Origin of the sequence: Streptomyces deccanensis (genome assembly GCF_022385335.1) — a bacterium.
In the GTDB taxonomy this organism is placed as follows: Bacteria; Actinomycetota; Actinomycetes; order Streptomycetales; family Streptomycetaceae; genus Streptomyces; species Streptomyces deccanensis.
Window position 1 is genome coordinate 2,375,032 of sequence record NZ_CP092431.1, and the last position, 14,709, is coordinate 2,389,740.

Annotated in this window: 18 protein-coding genes; 8 read left to right on the top strand and 10 right to left on the bottom strand. The window is 73.0% G+C overall.

Translation table 11 applies throughout. The annotated features are described in order from the left end of the window. Positions 1–74: 74 nt before the first annotated feature. Both L3078_RS10575 and L3078_RS10580 read left to right on the top strand, forming a co-directional pair. A complete protein-coding gene (locus tag L3078_RS10575) occupies positions 75–308 on the top strand; it encodes a hypothetical protein (protein ID WP_239753165.1) in 234 nt (77 codons plus the stop codon). Positions 309–367: 59 nt separating this feature from the next. Next, a complete protein-coding gene (locus L3078_RS10580) occupies positions 368–1,171 on the top strand; it encodes an SURF1 family cytochrome oxidase biogenesis protein (RefSeq protein ID WP_239753166.1) in 804 nt (267 codons plus the stop codon). 13 nt (positions 1,172–1,184) lie between these two features. Here L3078_RS10580 and L3078_RS10585 read toward each other — a convergent pair whose 3' ends face one another. The 4 genes from L3078_RS10585 to L3078_RS10600 form a co-directional block, all read right to left on the bottom strand. Next, positions 1,185–2,144 carry a hypothetical protein gene (locus tag L3078_RS10585; RefSeq protein WP_239753167.1) on the bottom strand — a complete coding sequence of 320 codons (960 nt, stop codon included), beginning with the start codon at positions 2,142–2,144 and terminating at the stop codon, positions 1,185–1,187. Between the two features lie 206 nt (positions 2,145–2,350). Beyond that, complete coding sequence (locus tag L3078_RS10590; protein ID WP_239753168.1) at positions 2,351–2,539, bottom strand: YbdD/YjiX family protein; 189 nt, start codon at positions 2,537–2,539, stop codon at positions 2,351–2,353. After that, the gene (locus tag L3078_RS10595; RefSeq protein WP_275593134.1) at positions 2,536–4,686 is read right to left on the bottom strand and encodes a carbon starvation CstA family protein; all 2,151 of its coding nucleotides are present in this window, start codon (positions 4,684–4,686) and stop codon (positions 2,536–2,538) included. The genes L3078_RS10590 and L3078_RS10595 overlap by 4 nt, the downstream gene beginning before the upstream one ends. 84 nt (positions 4,687–4,770) lie before the next feature. Further along, entirely contained in the window at positions 4,771–5,007 is a 237-nt protein-coding gene (locus tag L3078_RS10600; RefSeq protein WP_239753170.1) for a DUF3311 domain-containing protein, read from the bottom strand. 184 nt (positions 5,008–5,191) lie between these two features. Here L3078_RS10600 and L3078_RS10605 point away from each other — a divergent pair, with 184 nt between their 5' ends. From L3078_RS10605 to L3078_RS10625, 5 genes are all read left to right on the top strand, one after another. Then, the gene (locus L3078_RS10605; RefSeq protein ID WP_239753171.1) at positions 5,192–6,748 is read left to right on the top strand and encodes a sodium:solute symporter family protein; all 1,557 of its coding nucleotides are present in this window, start codon (positions 5,192–5,194) and stop codon (positions 6,746–6,748) included. Then, a complete protein-coding gene (locus tag L3078_RS10610; protein ID WP_239753172.1) occupies positions 6,745–7,344 on the top strand; it encodes a sigma-70 family RNA polymerase sigma factor in 600 nt (199 codons plus the stop codon). The genes L3078_RS10605 and L3078_RS10610 overlap by 4 nt, the downstream gene beginning before the upstream one ends. Beyond that, entirely contained in the window at positions 7,341–7,634 is a 294-nt protein-coding gene (locus tag L3078_RS10615) for a hypothetical protein (RefSeq protein ID WP_033529192.1), read from the top strand. The genes L3078_RS10610 and L3078_RS10615 overlap by 4 nt, the downstream gene beginning before the upstream one ends. A gap of 63 nt (positions 7,635–7,697) precedes the next feature. Next, a complete protein-coding gene (locus tag L3078_RS10620; RefSeq protein WP_239753173.1) occupies positions 7,698–9,500 on the top strand; it encodes a glycoside hydrolase family 15 protein in 1,803 nt (600 codons plus the stop codon). A 5-nt stretch (positions 9,501–9,505) separates the two neighbouring features. After that, on the top strand, positions 9,506–10,261 hold the full coding sequence (locus L3078_RS10625) for an SDR family oxidoreductase (RefSeq protein ID WP_239753174.1): 756 nt from the start codon (positions 9,506–9,508) through the stop codon (positions 10,259–10,261). Positions 10,262–10,276: 15 nt separating this feature from the next. On the opposite strand, the gene amaP is transcribed toward L3078_RS10625, so the two are convergent. The 5 genes from amaP to L3078_RS10650 are packed head-to-tail and all read right to left on the bottom strand — an operon-like array spanning position 10,277 to position 12,739. Next, on the bottom strand, positions 10,277–10,855 hold the full coding sequence (gene amaP, locus L3078_RS10630; protein ID WP_239753175.1) for an alkaline shock response membrane anchor protein AmaP: 579 nt from the start codon (positions 10,853–10,855) through the stop codon (positions 10,277–10,279). Positions 10,856–10,861: 6 nt separating this feature from the next. Next, positions 10,862–11,638: a DUF6286 domain-containing protein gene (locus L3078_RS10635; protein ID WP_239753176.1), complete on the bottom strand. Its 777-nt coding sequence runs from the start codon at positions 11,636–11,638 to the stop codon at positions 10,862–10,864. Continuing rightward, complete coding sequence (locus L3078_RS10640) at positions 11,635–12,045, bottom strand: hypothetical protein (protein ID WP_239753177.1); 411 nt, start codon at positions 12,043–12,045, stop codon at positions 11,635–11,637. Before L3078_RS10640 ends, L3078_RS10635 begins: the two co-directional genes overlap by 4 nt. Next, positions 12,042–12,227 carry a hypothetical protein gene (locus L3078_RS10645; RefSeq protein WP_239753178.1) on the bottom strand — a complete coding sequence of 62 codons (186 nt, stop codon included), beginning with the start codon at positions 12,225–12,227 and terminating at the stop codon, positions 12,042–12,044. Before L3078_RS10645 ends, L3078_RS10640 begins: the two co-directional genes overlap by 4 nt. A gap of 26 nt (positions 12,228–12,253) precedes the next feature. Beyond that, positions 12,254–12,739: an Asp23/Gls24 family envelope stress response protein gene (locus tag L3078_RS10650; protein WP_239753179.1), complete on the bottom strand. Its 486-nt coding sequence runs from the start codon at positions 12,737–12,739 to the stop codon at positions 12,254–12,256. A gap of 87 nt (positions 12,740–12,826) precedes the next feature. Here L3078_RS10650 and L3078_RS10655 point away from each other — a divergent pair, with 87 nt between their 5' ends. Next, positions 12,827–13,768, top strand: coding sequence for a nucleopolyhedrovirus P10 family protein (locus L3078_RS10655; protein WP_239753180.1), 942 nt, complete (start codon positions 12,827–12,829; stop codon positions 13,766–13,768). A gap of 51 nt (positions 13,769–13,819) precedes the next feature. Here L3078_RS10655 and L3078_RS10660 read toward each other — a convergent pair whose 3' ends face one another. Next, the gene (locus L3078_RS10660) at positions 13,820–14,611 is read right to left on the bottom strand and encodes an enoyl-CoA hydratase/isomerase family protein (RefSeq protein WP_239753181.1); all 792 of its coding nucleotides are present in this window, start codon (positions 14,609–14,611) and stop codon (positions 13,820–13,822) included. Positions 14,612–14,709 lie beyond the last annotated feature (98 nt).

The window sequence follows — 14,709 nt, forward strand, 5'->3', positions numbered from 1 at the left end:
CGGACGGGTGATTGCCGGGCGACTCGCCCGGCGCCCGCTCGCCCGCGCGGCGGCGACGGCTCACCCTGTGGCGCATGGCGAGATGCGAAGTTTGCGGCAATGACTACGGAATGACCTTCGAGGTCCACGCCCAGGGAGCGGTGCACGTCTTCGACTGCTTCTCCTGCGCGATCCACCGCATGGCCCCCATCTGCGAGCACTGCCGGGTGCAGATCATCGGCCAGGGCGTCGACGTCGACGGCCACTGGTACTGCGGCGCCCACTGCGCGCGGGCCGAGGGGAAGGCGGGCATCGTCGACAGAGTCTGAACACCGGCGAGTGCGCACCCGCCCGAACGCACCCCACGACCGAGTTGTACGGTCGTGGGGTGTACCGCTTCCTGTTGTCCCGGCAGTGGGTGATCCTCGCGCTGCTCGTACTCGTCCTGGTCCCGACCATGGTCAGGCTGGGTATTTGGCAGATGCATCGTTACGAGGAGCGCAGCGCGCGGAACCAGCTCGTCGCCGACGCGCTGGCCGCGAAGCCGGTGCCCGTGGAGCGGCTGACCTCCCCCGGGCACACCGTCACCAGTGCCGAGCGCTACCGCACGGTGACCGCGAAGGGCCGCTTCGACACCGAGGACGAGGTCGTCGTCCGCCGTCGAGTCAACGCCGACGACGAGGTCGGCTTCCATGTGCTCACCCCGTTCGCCCTCGACGACGGCAGGGTGCTGCTCGTCAACCGGGGCTGGATCCCCGCGAACGGCCCGAGCCAGACCGCGTTCCCCAAGATCCCCGCGCCGCCCGCCGGCGAAGTCACCGTCACCGGGCGGCTGATGCCCGACGAGACGACCGAGGCGAGCGGCATCAAGGACCTCCAGGGCCTGCCGGACCGGCAGATCATGCTGATCGACAGCGAGCGGGAGGCGAAGCGCCTCGGTGTCCAGGTCCTCGGCGGCTATCTCGCCCAGACCGCGCCCGAGCCCAAGGGCGACACCCCGGAACAGCTCGGCAGCCCCGGCGACGAGAACGCCGCGCTGAACTACGCCTACGCCCTGCAGTGGTGGCTCTTCGCCCTCGGTGTTCCCGTCGGCTACGTCATCCTCGCCCGCCGGGAGCGCCGCGACCGCGCGGAGGCGGCGGCCGCGGCGGAGGCCGAGGGAGAGAAGGAGACGGCCCCCACTCCGGTGTAGGCGCCGGCCGGGCTCAGGTACGGCCGCGGCCCTCGGCCGAGCGCTCGCGCCAGTAGGCGAAGGTGCGTCGCGGTTCGGGCAGCAGGTCCCACGGGTGGGTCGTCATATGGCGGCCCAGGCGCTCGAAGACGGGGGCGGCCTCGGCCGGGCGGTGGGCGCGGGTGAGGGCGAAGGCGAGGGTGTTGAGGTCGGTGACGGCCTCGGCGTGGGGTGCGGTGCCGACGTCGAACCAGCTCTTGAGGGCGAGGTCGATCTCGTGGACGGACCGGGGCTCGTTCCAGTTGCCGCCGCCCGAGCCGAGGGCGTCGACGGGTGTCGAGCCCTGGCGGTGGGCCATGAGTTCGACGCGGGCCGCCACCGGGAGCAGGGCCAGCGGTGAGCCGTGGGGTGCGCGGGCGGCGGCCTGCCAGGCGAAGTCCATCATGTCGGGGACCGTCCCGTGGCCGCGCGGGGACAGATAGCGCAGCAGCCGGTGGTAGGACGTCCGGAGCCAGGGGGCCCGGTCGACGGCTTCCGTCCACACGGGCACGGCGTCCTTGACCGGTACGGCGCAGGCGTCCATCAGGGACAGCAGCGCCAGCCAGGGCGTGGGGTCGTCCGGGCAGGCCTCGGCGGCGCGGAGGCAGGTGTGTTCGGCGCGGCGGACGGCGGTCCGGTCGGTGGCGGGGGTGCGGTGCGACTCGACGAAGGCGCGCAGGGTGAGGGCGTCGCCGTCCTCCGGGCGGTCGGCCGCCCAGCGTTGGGGGACGGCGGCGGGGAGTCGCTGGGCCAGTACGGCGAGGCGGTGGGCCCGGCGGTCCCAGTCGCGGCCGGTGGTGCGGAGGAGGGCGGCCACGGGTTCCCATGGGGGGCGAGTGCGGCCGGCGCCGAGGCCGTGGAGCTGGGGGGTGGGGCGGAGTTCGGTCAGCGTTCTGTGCAGGGGGTCGTCGTCGAGTTCGGGACGGATCAGCAGGGAGGGTCGGCGTCTCAGCATCTCTGGATCCGGGGATGGGGGTGGGTGGGGTCGGGTGCGGTGCGGTGCGGGGTGCGGGTGCGGGTGCGGGCCCGGTGGGGCTTCTCGCGCAGTTCCCCGCGCCCCTGAAAAGCAGGGGCTGCGCCCCTTGCTTTTCAGGCCCGCAGCCCCCACGCACCCGCACCCGACGACGCACCCTGGGCCGGCTCAGCAGGGCGCCGTCGCTCTCAGCAGCAGCGGCCCTCCGGGTGTTCCTCTCTCTGCCGGGTCCGCAGGGTGTCGTACTCCCGGCGGGTCGGGACCGGCGCTGCCGGGTGGTGGCGGCGCCGACGCTCGCAGTAGCGGTCGTACTCGGCCTCGCCGGTGAGTTCCCGGAGGTACCAGCGGACCCCCCGCACCCAGTCCCGGGCGGTCATCGGCGGGCTCCCACCAACTGCTTCTCGGTGTCGTCCGCGTCGATGCGGGACTCGACGTACGGGGCCTCGGTCGACGGCAGGGGCACCGGGGACCGTACGGCGCGGACGCAGACCACCGCGCAGTTGATCAGGACCGTGAGGACCAGCAGCAGGAAGATCGCCATGATCACGCCGTCGACCGTGTTGTTGGTGACGATCGTGTGCATGTCGTCCATGTTCGTGGCGCCGGGCAGGAGTTCGCCCTTGTCGATGGCGGCCGCGTACTTGTCGCGGAGGGCGAAGAAGCCGATCGCGGGGTTGTCCGAGAAGATCTTCTGCCAGCCGGCGGTGAAGGTGACGGCCACGTCCCAGGCCAGCGGGATGCCGGTGACCCAGGCCCAGCGCAGCTTGCCGGACTTGATGAGGACGGTGGTGGTGACGGCCAGGGCGACGGCGGCGAGCAGCTGGTTGGCGATGCCGAAGAGCGGGAAGAGCTGCTTGATCCCGCCGAGGGGGTCGGTGACACCGGCGTAGAGGAAGTAGCCCCACGCGCCGACGACCAGGGCGCTGGTGATCCAGATGCCCGGCTTCCAGGTGACCCGGCCGATCGGCTTCCAGACGTTGCCCAGCATGTCCTGGAGCATGAACCGGCCGACGCGGGTGCCGGCGTCCACGGTGGTGAGGATGAACAGGGCCTCGAACATGATCGCGAAGTGGTACCAGAAGGCCTTCATCCCGGCGCCGCCGAAGACCCCGGCGAAGATCTCCGACATGCCGACGGCCAGGGTGGGCGCGCCGCCGGAGCGGCCGACGAGGGTCTCCTCCTCGACGGCCTTGGCCGCCGCGGTGAGCTGTTCCGGCGTGATGGTGAAGCCGAGGTTCTTGACCGCCTCGGCGGCCGTGTCGACGGTCGGGCCGAGCAGCGCCGCCGGGGAGTTCATGGCGTAGAAGAGGCCGGGTTCGAGGACACAGGCGGCGATGAGGGCCATGACCGCGACGAAGGACTCCGTGAGCATGGAGCCGTAGCCGATCATCCGGACCTGGGACTCCTTCTGGATCAGCTTCGGCGTGGTGCCGGAGGAGACCAGGGCGTGGAAGCCGGACAGGGCGCCGCAGGCGATCGTGATGAAGAGGAACGGGAAGAGCGAGCCCGCGAAGACCGGTCCGGCACCCGTGTGCGCGAACTCGGTGACCGACTCGGCACGCAGGTTCGGGGCGGCGACCACGACACCGACGGCCATCAGGGCGATGGTGCCGACCTTCATGAAGGTGGAGAGGTAGTCACGCGGGGCCAGCAGCATCCACACGGGGAGCACGGAGGCCACGAAGCCGTAGCCGACCAGGCAGAAGACCAGGGTCTCGGGGCTCCAGACGAAGTACTCGGCGAGCGAGGAGTCCTGGATCCAGCCGCCGCCGAGGATGGCGAGCAGGAGGAGGGCGACGCCGATGAAGCTGGTCTCGACGACGCGGCCGGGACGGAGGTAGCGCAGGTAGAAGCCCATGAAGAGGGCGATCGGAATGGTCATGGTGACCGAGAAGGTGCCCCAGGCGGACTCGGCGAGGGCGTTGACCACGACCATCGCGAGGACCGCGAGCAGGATGATCATGATGGCGAAGACGCCGATCAGCGCGGCGGCGCCGCCGACCTTGCCGATCTCGTCCCGGGCCATCTGGCCGAGGCTCTTGCCGTCCCGGCGCATGGACAGGAAGAGGACGATCATGTCCTGTACCGCGCCGGCGAAGATCACGCCCGCGATGATCCAGATGGTGCCCGGCAGATAGCCCATCTGGGCCGCCAGCACCGGTCCGACCAGCGGGCCCGCGCCGGCGATGGCCGCGAAGTGGTGGCCGAACAGCACCCGCTTGTCGGTCGGGTGGTAGTCGACGCCGTCCTCCAGCCGCTCGGCCGGCGTGGCGCGGGTGTCGTCGACCTGGAGGACCCGGCGGGCGATGAACCGGGAGTAGAAGCGGTAGCCGATCGCGTACGAGCCGAGGGCCGCCATGAGCAGCCAGACGGCCGAGATCTCCTCGCCCCGGGAGAGGGCGAGCACCGCCCAGCCGATCGCCCCGACGAGACCGACGGCTATCCAGAGGGCGATCGATTTCGGCGTCATTCGGGATCTTTCCGGCACCTCGGGGCCGGTTTCGGGCATGACTGACGTAGGCATGGCGGCTCCTGATTTCAACGGGGGTACGGCAGAGAACGGAAGAGGCGGAAGGGAAGAGGGGGACGGTGCGGCTGCTGCCGCCGGTCAACGATGTCGGTCGCGGTGCCCGGCGGAGCGCCGGTCCGACAGCGCGTACGCGGCGAGCAGGCAGAGGCCGCATCCCGGGACCCAGGCGAGCTGGTACCAGTAGAAGAACGGCGTTCCCGCGAGCCGTGGCTCCGCACCGGCGTACCAGGGGACCCAGAGCAGTCCCGCGGCGGGCGCGAGGAGCAGTACGGCGATCGCGACGCGCCGTAGCCGGTGGTGACCGGTCTGTGCCATGACCTGCTCTCCTCTCCCGCTTCCTGGGGGTCTGTGCAAGAGTTGCCCACTCGTCGGGATCGGTTGACAGCGAATTTCCAGAAGATTTCGCGCCGATTCCCTGTCATCCGAATCGGCTGTCCACGCAACCAACACGCGAGGGCCGAGGTACACCCGGGCCCAGGCCCACCAAGGACGGTGACCCATGGCGGACGCTGCCATGACCGCGACGTTCCTCGCCGTGATCGGCGGAGCGTCGCTGTTCGCCGTCACCGCGCGCCGGCTGCGCCCCAGCGACCGGCTGCCCTCGCTGGAGGGCTGGGCGCTGGCCGACCGCGCCCTCGGCCCGGTGTGGACCTGGATGCTGCTCGGCGGCACGATCTTCACCGCGTACACCTTCACCGCCGTACCGGGGCTGGCGTACGGCAACGGGGCGCCGGCGTTCTTCGCGGTGCCGTACACGGTGATCGTCTGCCCGCTGGCCTTCGTCCTGCTGACCCGGCTGTGGGACGTGGCCCGGCGGCACGGGTACGTGACGGCCGGGGACTTCGTGCGCGGCCGGTACGGTTCGGCGCCGCTCGCCCTGGTGGTGGCGCTGACCGGGATCCTCGCGACGATGCCGTACCTGGCGTTGCAGCTGCTCGGCATAAGGGCGGTGCTGACGGCCGGGGGTGTGTACCCGAAGGGCGCGGCCGGTGATCTGGTGATGGTCGCGCTGTTCGCGGGGCTCGCGGTGGCGACGTACCGGCACGGGCTGCGGGCGCCGGCCGTGATCTCGGCGCTGAAGGCGGTGGCCGTCTTCGTGTCGCTGACCGCCGTGTGCTGGCTGGTGCTGGAACGGTTCGGCGGCCCGGGCGCGGTCTTCGAGGGGGCGGCCCGGCGGCTCGGCGGGACGAGCGTCGAGGAGTCCGCGCTCCTGCTGGCGCCCGAGCAGCAGCCCGCCTACGCCACCCTCGCGCTGGGCTCGGCGCTGGCCCTGCTGATGTACCCGCACGTGCTGACCGCCGGGTTCGCCGCCGACGGACCGCGCACGGTCCGCAAGGTCGCCGTGGCGCTGCCCGCCTGGACGGGGCTGCTGGCCCTGTTCGGCTTCCTCGGGATCGCGGCGCTCGCCTCGGGCGTGCGGGCCCCCGAGGGCGGTGCCGAGGCGGCCGTACCGATGCTGGTGGACCGGCTGATGCCGGGGCCGCTGGCGGGGCTGGTGTTCGGCGCGATCACCGTGGGCGCGCTGGTCCCGGCGGCGGTGATGTCGATCGCGGCCGCCACGGGCTTCGTCCGCAACGTGTACGTCGAGTACTTCCAGCCCACCGCCACGCCCAAGCGTCAGGTGCGCATCGCCAAGGTGGTGTCGCTGACGGCGAAGGTGGGGGCGGTGGCGTTCGTCTTCGGACTGCGCGACCAGGACGCCATCAACCTCCAACTGCTCGGCGGGGTGTGGATCCTGCAGATCTTCCCGGCGGTCGCGGTCGGCCTGTTCACCGGGCGGCTGCATCCCCGGGCGCTGCTCGCGGGGTGGGCCGCGGGCATGGTGACCGGCACCTTCCTGGTGGTGCGCGAGGGGTTCTCCTCCATCGTGCTCCTGGGCGGCGGTTCGCTGGAGATCTACGCCGGCCTGCTCGCCCTGCTGCTCAATCTGACCGTCGCCGTCGTCGGCACGACGGTCCTCGAACGGCTCGGTGTCCCGCGCGGCACCGACGCGACCGACCTACCGTCCCGCCTGACCGTCAGGCGGCGCCCCGAGACGGGAGCGAGCAACCCGTGAGACGCAGAACGCACATGCGTGTGCCGGTGGCCCCGGCGGCCTCCGCGCCCCTGACCGCGACCGAGCCCCTGGGACAGGTGCCGGCTCCGGCGGACCCCGCCGACGTGGAACGCGAGGCGGGTGTCGCCCGGCTGTTCGAGCTGCACTACTCCTCGATGCTGCGGCTCGCGGTGCTGCTGGGCGCGGACGACCCCGAGAACGTGGTGGCCGAGGCGTACTACCAGATCTACCGCAAGTGGCGGCGCCTCAGGGACGCCGAGGCGGCGGAGGCGTACCTCCGCTCCACGGTCTGCAACCTGACCCGGATGCGGATACGGCACCTCCAGGTCGCCCGCCGGCATGTGGAGACCCCGGTGGTGGAGGAGCCGGTCGCCTCCGCCGAGAGCACCGCGCTGCTCCACGACGACCAGCGGGTGCTGATCGGGGCGCTGCAGCAGTTGCCCGCCCGCCAGCGGGAGGCGCTGGTGCTGCGCCACTGGCTCGGGCTGAAGGAAAGTGAGATCGCGGCCGCGATGGGCATCTCCTGCGGCTCGGTCAAGACCCACACCGCACGCGGCCTCGCCGCCCTCACCCAGGCGATGGAGGCCCGGCGATGAACGACACCACCGGCAACGACACCGGTCAGGACCGCACCGAGCGGGAGCTGGCCGCGGCGCTCGCCGCGCTGGCGGGCGGCGTGCACGCCGCGCCGGACGCGTACCGGACGGCGCGGGGGGACTGGCTCCGCCGGGAGCGCCGGCGGCGGCTGGTGCTGGCCGTCCTGGTCCTCGTCGTCTTCGCCCTCGCCACGCTCCTCGGCCTCTGGGTCCTCAACCAGGCCCCGTCCGGCTCCGGGGTGATCTTCTCGGGGGTGGGAGGGACGACGGCGGGCACGGGGCCGGGCTGACGGGAGGGTCACGCCCTCCGGATCCCGGGACTGATCACCCCCGGCCCCGGGAACACGGTCCCCGTGCATCCCCACATCGAGGACTACGCCCTGATCGGTGACCACCAGACGGCCGCGCTGGTGAGTCGCCACGGTTCCATCGACTGGCTCTGTCTGCCGCGCTTCGACTCGGCCGCGTGCTTCGCCGCGCTGCTCGGTGACGAGGAGAACGGCCACTGGAGGATCGCGCCCGGCGAGGGCGGCACCTGTACGCGGCGCTCCTACCGGCACGACACGCTCGTGCTCGACACCGAGTGGGAGACGGACGAGGGCGCGGTACGCGTCACCGACCTGATGCCGCAACGCGACCGCGCGCCCGACGTCGTACGGATCGTGGAGGGCCTGTCCGGCCGGGTCACGATGCGCAGCACCCTGCGCCTGCGGTTCGACTACGGCTCGGCGGTGCCCTGGATGCGCCGATCGGACGGCCACCGCGTGGCGGTCGCCGGCCCCGACTCGGTGTGGCTGCGCAGCGAACCCCGGGTGCGGTCGTGGAGCGAGGACCGGGCCACGTACGCCGAGTTCACGGTGGAGCCGGGCGAGAAGGTCGCCTTCGTGCTGACCTGGCACCCCTCGCACGAGCCCCGCCCCCGCCTCGTCGACCCGTACGAGGCGCTGCGATCGAGCCTCCACGACTGGCGGGCCTGGGCGGCGCGCTGCCGGTACGACGGTCCGCACCGGGACACCGTGGTCCGCTCGCTGATCACCCTCAAGGCCCTCACGTACGCCCCCACCGGTGGCATCGTCGCGGCGGCCACCACCTCGCTGCCCGAGGAGATCGGCGGCGTCCGCAACTGGGACTACCGTCACTGCTGGCTGCGCGACTCCACCCTCACGCTCGGCGCGCTGCTGTCCTGCGGCTACCAGGAGGAGGCCGAGGCCTGGCGCGACTGGCTGCTCCGCGCGGTCGCGGGCGACCCGGCCGACCTGCAGATCATGTACGGCCTCGCCGGTGAGCGCCGTATCCCCGAGTACGAACTGCCGTGGCTGTCCGGCTACGAGGACTCGCGCCCGGTCCGGGTCGGCAACGACGCCGTCCACCAGCTCCAGTTGGACGTGTACGGCGAGGTCATGGACTCCCTCTTCGTGTCCCGGCGTTCGGGCCTCCCCGACATGCCGGACATGTGGCGGATGCAGTGCGCGCTGATGGACTACCTGCGGACGGCCTGGCGGAAGCCGGACGAGGGGCTGTGGGAGGTGCGCGGGCCGCGCCGCCACTTCACGCACTCCAAGGTGATGTGCTGGGTGGCCGCCGACCGGGCCGTGCGCACCCTGGAGGACGACCCGACCCTGACCGGCGGCGACCTCGAAGGCTGGCGGGCCCTGCGCGACGAGATCCACCGCGAGGTCTGCGAACGCGGCTACGACGCCGACCGGGGCACGTTCACCCAGTCCTACGGCTCCCGCGAACTCGACGCCGCGCTGCTGCTCATCCCCCTCATGGGCTTCCTGCCGCCGGACGACCCCCGGGTCGTCGGCACGGTCGACGCGATCCGTGAGGAGCTGTGCCACGAGGGGTTCGTCCGCCGTTACAGCGCGGACCACCTCACCGCGGAGACCGGCTCAGTCGACGGGCTGCCGGGCGGCGAGGCCACGTTCCTCGTCTGCTCGTTCTGGCTCGCGGACGCCCTGCAGCTGACCGGCCGCACGCGGGAGGCGCGCGAGCTGTTCGAACGGCTGGTGGGGCTGGTCAACGACGTGGGCCTGCTGGCGGAGGAGTACGACCCCGTCGCGGGCCGTCAGCTGGGGAACTTCCCGCAGGCGTTCAGCCACGTCGGTCTCGTCGGCACCGCCCTCGCCCTCTACGACGGGAAGAAGGCAGGATAGGGGCCATGGATCTTGGGCTGAAGGACCGTGTCTACATCGTCACCGGGGCGACCCGCGGACTGGGCAACGCCGTCGCGCGGGAACTCGTCGCCGACGGCGCGAGGGTGGTCCTCACGGGCCGCGAGGAGGAGAGCGTCGGTGCGGCGGCCGCGGCGCTCGGGGCGCACGCGGTGGGTGTCGCCGCCGACAACGCGGACCCCGAGGCGCCCGGGCGGCTGATCGCCGCCGCCCGCGACCACTTCGGGCGCTTCGACGGCATCCTGGTCAGCGTGGGCGGCCCGGCGCCCGGATTCGTCGCCGACACCACCGACGAGCAGTGGACCACCGCCTTCGAATCGGTGTTCCTGGGGGCGGTGCGCCTGGCGCGGGCCGCGGCCGAGGAGTTGGGCGAGGGCGGCGTGATCGGCTTCGTGCTGTCCGGGTCCGTGCACGAGCCGATCCCCGGGCTGACCATCTCCAACGGGCTGCGGCCGGGGCTCGCCGGGTTCGCCAAATCGCTGTCCGACGAGTTGGGGCCGCGCGGCATCCGGGTGGTCGGCCTGCTCCCGGCCCGTATCGACACGGACCGGGTGCGGGAGCTGGACGGGATGTCGGCCGACCCGGAGGCTACGCGGGCGGCGCACGAGTCGCGGATTCCGTTGCGGCGGTACGGGCGACCGGAGGAGTTCGGGCGCGCGGGGGCGTTCCTGCTGTCTCCGGCCGCTTCCTATCTGACAGGGATCATGCTGCCGGTCGACGGTGGGATGCGGCACGGGTTCTGAGGTCGCCGACCACCGTCAACTGACCCTTTCCGCACGGTGTCTGGCCCCTCGCAGCCGGACCTCCGCGGGCAGCGCCGCCAGACCCGCCGACTCCCTGGCGTGCGTCAGCGCCTGTGTCGTCAGCGTCTGCAGGGCGTCCCCCGGGTTCACGTGGGGCTGCAGGAGGAGGCGGACCCGGGCCTCGGGGGTGTTGCGGCGGCCGGTCAGCCGGGCGTGGGCGCGTTCGACGCCGTCCGCGTCGGCCGCCTCGGCGGTGAGCACGCCCTCCAGCGCGCGGCCCCGGAGCAGCGCGCCCTCGCCGTCGCCGGTGTCGACGAGCACCTCGGCGAGGCGGTGGCGGCGCAGCACGGCCGTGAGCCACCACAGGGCGAGCAGGACGAGGGCGGCGAGCACGGCGATCACCGCGGGCCACCACCAGCCGGAGTCGCGCCAGCGGGTCCGGTCGGCGTCGCTGAGCAGCACGTCCTGACGGCCGTCGTGGGGCCACCAGGAGGGCGGGTCCACGCCGAGCCCGACGGCGAGGACGGCGCCGCCGACCACGAGCAGGACGAGCCCGACGACTCCGAGCAGCACCCGGTTGACGATCCTCAGCATCGCGTGTCACCCCTTCCGGCCGGGGCGGCGGACATGCACCGCGAGGGCGGGCGGCCGGGACAGCCCCAGGCCCCGGATGCCGTCGGCGAGCGCGACGTCCAGGTCGGCCCGTACGTCGTCGAGTTCCCGGAAGTGGGACACCGCGCGGACGTCGACCCGCTTGCGTCCCGCCCGGACCCGGACGGCCTGCACGCCGGACACCTCCATGGCCCGGTCGCGCAGGGCCAGCGCGGCGGCGCCCCGGTGCAGTCCGGCCCGGACGTGGGGGTGGGCGCGCCGCATCGGCAGGACGTCACGCAGCCCGGGGGTGGCGGCCAGGACGAGCAGCCAGAGGCCGAGGAGGACGGCGACCGCGGCGCCGACGAGCACCCAGGTGTCGTCGAGGGGCCGCTCGGCGAGCTCCCGTGCCAGCGAGCGGCGCCACGCCATGGCGGGCCGGTCGGCGCGGACGGCGACGACGTCGTACAGGAGGATGCCCGCGCCGGCGAGGAGCAGCACGGCGAGGACGCCCGCGGGGACTCTGCGCGTGGACCAGAAACGCCCCTCGCTCCCGTTCTCGCCCTTCTCGCCGTCCAGGGCCGGTGGCGGGTGGTAGGCGGAGGCCGACGCGGACTGGCCCGGATCACGGCCGGCCGCCTTGCCGCCTGCGGTCACGTCGTCCGACGCCGTCTCGTCCGGCTTCGTCTCGTCCGACGCCCTCTCGTCCGACGCCGTCTCGTCCGCGGCCTTCTCGATGACGGGTAGGCGTCGCGTGGTGCCTTCGGTCCGGTGGGGTTCGCTCATCGCGTCCTCCCCTGTGCCACGTCGTGGGCGTGTGCCAGGTGCAGCCGTTCCACCTGGACGGCCACCTCCGTCACGCGCATTCCCGCCAACGTCCCTACCCGCTCGGCGACATGGCGACGCACCGCAGCGCACTGGCCACCGATGTCCGAGGGGTAGGGGAGCCCGAGCGTGACGCGGACGCGCGCGGTCTCGTGAACGACGACGACGGTGGCGTTCGGGGGCGCGGAGGCGGGCGCCGGCGCCGCCAGTGCCTCGCGCGCCGCCTGAGCGGCGATCTTCGCGACCACCCGGTCGGCGATCCGCGTCGCCCCTCGCCCACCCGGAGCCACGGCCCCTGCCGGCTGGGGCTCCCGCGTCTCCTGCGTCTCCTGTGTCTGAGGGGGACGGCCGCTGTCCGCCGGGTTCATCGGCGTCGGTCGTCACGCGGGCGGAAGAAGTCGCCCAGGTCCATGTCGCCCTCCAGGAACCGGCCGACGACGAAGCCGACGGCGCCCAGCGCCGCCACCAGCAGGAAGGCTCCGAATCCGCCGAAGTATCCGGCGAAGCCCAGCGCCATCCCGGCGACCATGCCGATCACGGCCAAGCTCATGCTGCGCTCCTAGCGACTCAGCCCGCTCACTGCAGCCGGGACTCCGGCTCCTCGTCCTCCTCGTCCGGCAGCTTCACATCGCTGACGGCGATGTTGACCTCGACGACCTCCAGGCCGGTCATCCGCTCGACGGCCGCGATGACGTTCTCGCGCACATCGCGGGCGACGTCGCTGATGGACACCCCGTAGTCGACGACGATCTCCAGGTCCAGCGCGGTCTGCACCTCGCCGACCTCGACCTTCACACCCCGGGTCACGGACTTGGCCCCGCCGGGGACCCGGTCGCGCACGGCCCCGAAGGTCCGTGACAGCCCGCTGCCCATGGCGTGCACGCCCACCACTTCCCGCGCGGCGAGCCCGGCGATCTTCTCCACGACGCCGTCGGCGATGGTCGTACGCCCCCGGCCCGCCGGATCACCGCCACCGCGCCGGGTCGCCCTGCGCCCGACCTGCGGCGACTCCTTGGTGGTGTCGGGCCCTTCCGTCCGGTTCCGCTCCGTCATGTCAGTCATGCCGTCAGTCCCTTCCGGTCGTCCCCCTCCAGCCCACAGTAAGCGCGGTTGCGGCACCGCGCGCCGGGGATGCGGCAGGCTGGAGGAATGACGGCGGACGGTTGGACGAAGGCGGTGCGTCAACAGCTGGGGCTCGGCCGCGTGCTCCCCCTGGGCGGCCCGCACGACGGCGCGTGGATCACGGAGAGCGCGGCGAGGACGGCCCTGCGCCGCGCGGCCACGCCCCTGCGCGGGCTCGCGCTCGGCCGGCTCCGTATCTCGCCCGTCGACTCCGGTGAGGCGGACGGGTACGGCCACGAGACGGCCGTGCCGCCGCCCCCGAGTGCCCTGCCGCCCGGTCCGCTCCGGGTCACGGCCGACCTCGCGGCCATGGCGGGCCCGGCCGCCGAGCCCCTACCGACCACGGCGGCCCGGCTGAGGAAGGCCCTGTTCACAGCCGCTGCGGACCGCCTCGGCTTGACGGTGGCCGAGGTGGATCTCCGGGTGACACACCTGGTGGAGACGGACACTGGGCCGTCCGGTCCGATGGGGGCCGAGGAGCGGCCGTCCGGCCTGCTGGAGGCCGACGCGGAGTCGCCCGGCCTGATGGAGGCCGACGAGTGGCCGTCCGGTCTGCTGGAGGCCGACGCGGAGTCGTCCGAACCACTGGAGGCCGAGGTCGAGGCGGGGCCCTCCGGTCCCCCGCCCGGGCCGTCGTCCTCCGGCGCCGCTTCGGCGGCGGCGGGTGGGGACGACGAGGAGTCCCGGGTGGCCGCGGCGGCGCTCTCCGTCCCCGGCGTCGCACGGCTGACCGGCGTCTTCGGGGGGCTCGGTGTCCTGGGCGGCGGCCTCGGCGGAGCCGACGGTTCCGCTCGCGCGGTCGCCATCGCCGCCGGGCCGGCTCTCTCCCGCCGCCATGTCCGCGTGGAACTGGCGGTGACGGAGGAGCGCCGCGCCCTGGACGTGGCCCGCGAGGTGCGCGCGGCGGTGAGCGACTCGCTGCCGGACCACCCCTCGGTGGCGGTACTCGTCACAGCGGTCGGCACCTGATCCCGAGAATGCTGTCCTCGAACGACGCGGCCGCGGCCCCGGACCGGCCGTCTACTCGCCGACGCCCGCGAGGTCCCGCAGCCGCCGGGCCTGGGCCGCCCGCTCGGCGACCCGCTGCTCGTCGTACCCCCGGCCCTGGGCACCGCGCAGCAGCGCCTTGGTCTCGACGACCGCGTCCCGGGGCGCGGTCACCAGGGCGCCGACGAGGTCGCGCACCGCGTCGTCGAGCTGGTCGGCGGGTACCGCGAGGTTCGCGAGCCCGATCCGCTGGGCCTCGTCCGCCTGGACGAACCGTCCGGTGAGGCAGATCTCCAGCGCGCGGGCGTACCCGACGAGGTTCACCAGCGGGTGCGTCCCCGTGAGGTCGGGCACGAGTCCGAGGCTGGTTTCGAGCATGGCGAACTGCACGTCGTCGGCGACGACGCGCAGATCACAGGCGAGGGCGAGCTGGAAGCCCGCACCGACGGCGTGCCCTTGCACGGCGGCGACGGACACGATGTCGTTGCGCCGCCACCAGGTGAACGCCTCCTGGTACTCGGAGATGGTCGCGTCGAGCCCGGCGTCGTCACGGCGCGCGATATCGACGAACGACGGCTCCCCTTCGATGCCTTCGGGCGTGAACATCTGCCGGTTGAGCCCGGCGGAGAACGATTTGCCCTCGGCACGCAGCACGACCACACGGACGGAGCCCGGCACCGACCGCCCGGCCTGGGTGAGCGCCCGCCACAGGGCGGGGCTCTGCGCGTTGCGCTTGGCCGGATTGGTCAGCGTCACCGTGGCGATCGCGTCGTCGACGGTGAGCCGTACGCCGTCCTGGTCGAGCAGCGTTTCGAGCGAAGCCATGGGGCGCCTCCGATGGGTGCGGTCAGCAGAGCGATGAAGCGATGCTAAGTGACTGCACAGTAACCACCCGGTCGATCAGCCGACCGACCGGGTGGCCA

Excerpts from the sequence above, each read along its gene's own strand:
- L3078_RS10625 (WP_239753174.1), top strand. The coding sequence starts at position 9,506 with ATGGATCTTGGGCTGAAGGACCGTGTCTACATCGTCACCGGGGCGACC.
- L3078_RS10635 (WP_239753176.1), bottom strand. The coding sequence starts at position 11,638 with ATGAGCGAACCCCACCGGACCGAAGGCACCACGCGACGCCTACCCGTC.
- L3078_RS10595 (WP_275593134.1), bottom strand. The coding sequence starts at position 4,686 with ATGCCTACGTCAGTCATGCCCGAAACCGGCCCCGAGGTGCCGGAAAGA.
- L3078_RS10605 (WP_239753171.1), top strand. The coding sequence starts at position 5,192 with ATGGCGGACGCTGCCATGACCGCGACGTTCCTCGCCGTGATCGGCGGA.
- L3078_RS10660 (WP_239753181.1), bottom strand. The coding sequence starts at position 14,611 with ATGGCTTCGCTCGAAACGCTGCTCGACCAGGACGGCGTACGGCTCACC.
- L3078_RS10645 (WP_239753178.1), bottom strand. The coding sequence starts at position 12,227 with ATGAGCTTGGCCGTGATCGGCATGGTCGCCGGGATGGCGCTGGGCTTC.
- L3078_RS10655 (WP_239753180.1), top strand. The coding sequence starts at position 12,827 with ATGACGGCGGACGGTTGGACGAAGGCGGTGCGTCAACAGCTGGGGCTC.
- L3078_RS10640 (WP_239753177.1), bottom strand. The coding sequence starts at position 12,045 with ATGAACCCGGCGGACAGCGGCCGTCCCCCTCAGACACAGGAGACGCAG.
- amaP (WP_239753175.1), bottom strand. The coding sequence starts at position 10,855 with ATGCTGAGGATCGTCAACCGGGTGCTGCTCGGAGTCGTCGGGCTCGTC.
- L3078_RS10600 (WP_239753170.1), bottom strand. The coding sequence starts at position 5,007 with ATGGCACAGACCGGTCACCACCGGCTACGGCGCGTCGCGATCGCCGTA.
- L3078_RS10615 (WP_033529192.1), top strand. The coding sequence starts at position 7,341 with ATGAACGACACCACCGGCAACGACACCGGTCAGGACCGCACCGAGCGG.
- L3078_RS10590 (WP_239753168.1), bottom strand. The coding sequence starts at position 2,539 with ATGACCGCCCGGGACTGGGTGCGGGGGGTCCGCTGGTACCTCCGGGAA.
- L3078_RS10650 (WP_239753179.1), bottom strand. The coding sequence starts at position 12,739 with ATGACTGACATGACGGAGCGGAACCGGACGGAAGGGCCCGACACCACC.
- L3078_RS10575 (WP_239753165.1), top strand. The coding sequence starts at position 75 with ATGGCGAGATGCGAAGTTTGCGGCAATGACTACGGAATGACCTTCGAG.
- L3078_RS10585 (WP_239753167.1), bottom strand. The coding sequence starts at position 2,144 with ATGCTGAGACGCCGACCCTCCCTGCTGATCCGTCCCGAACTCGACGAC.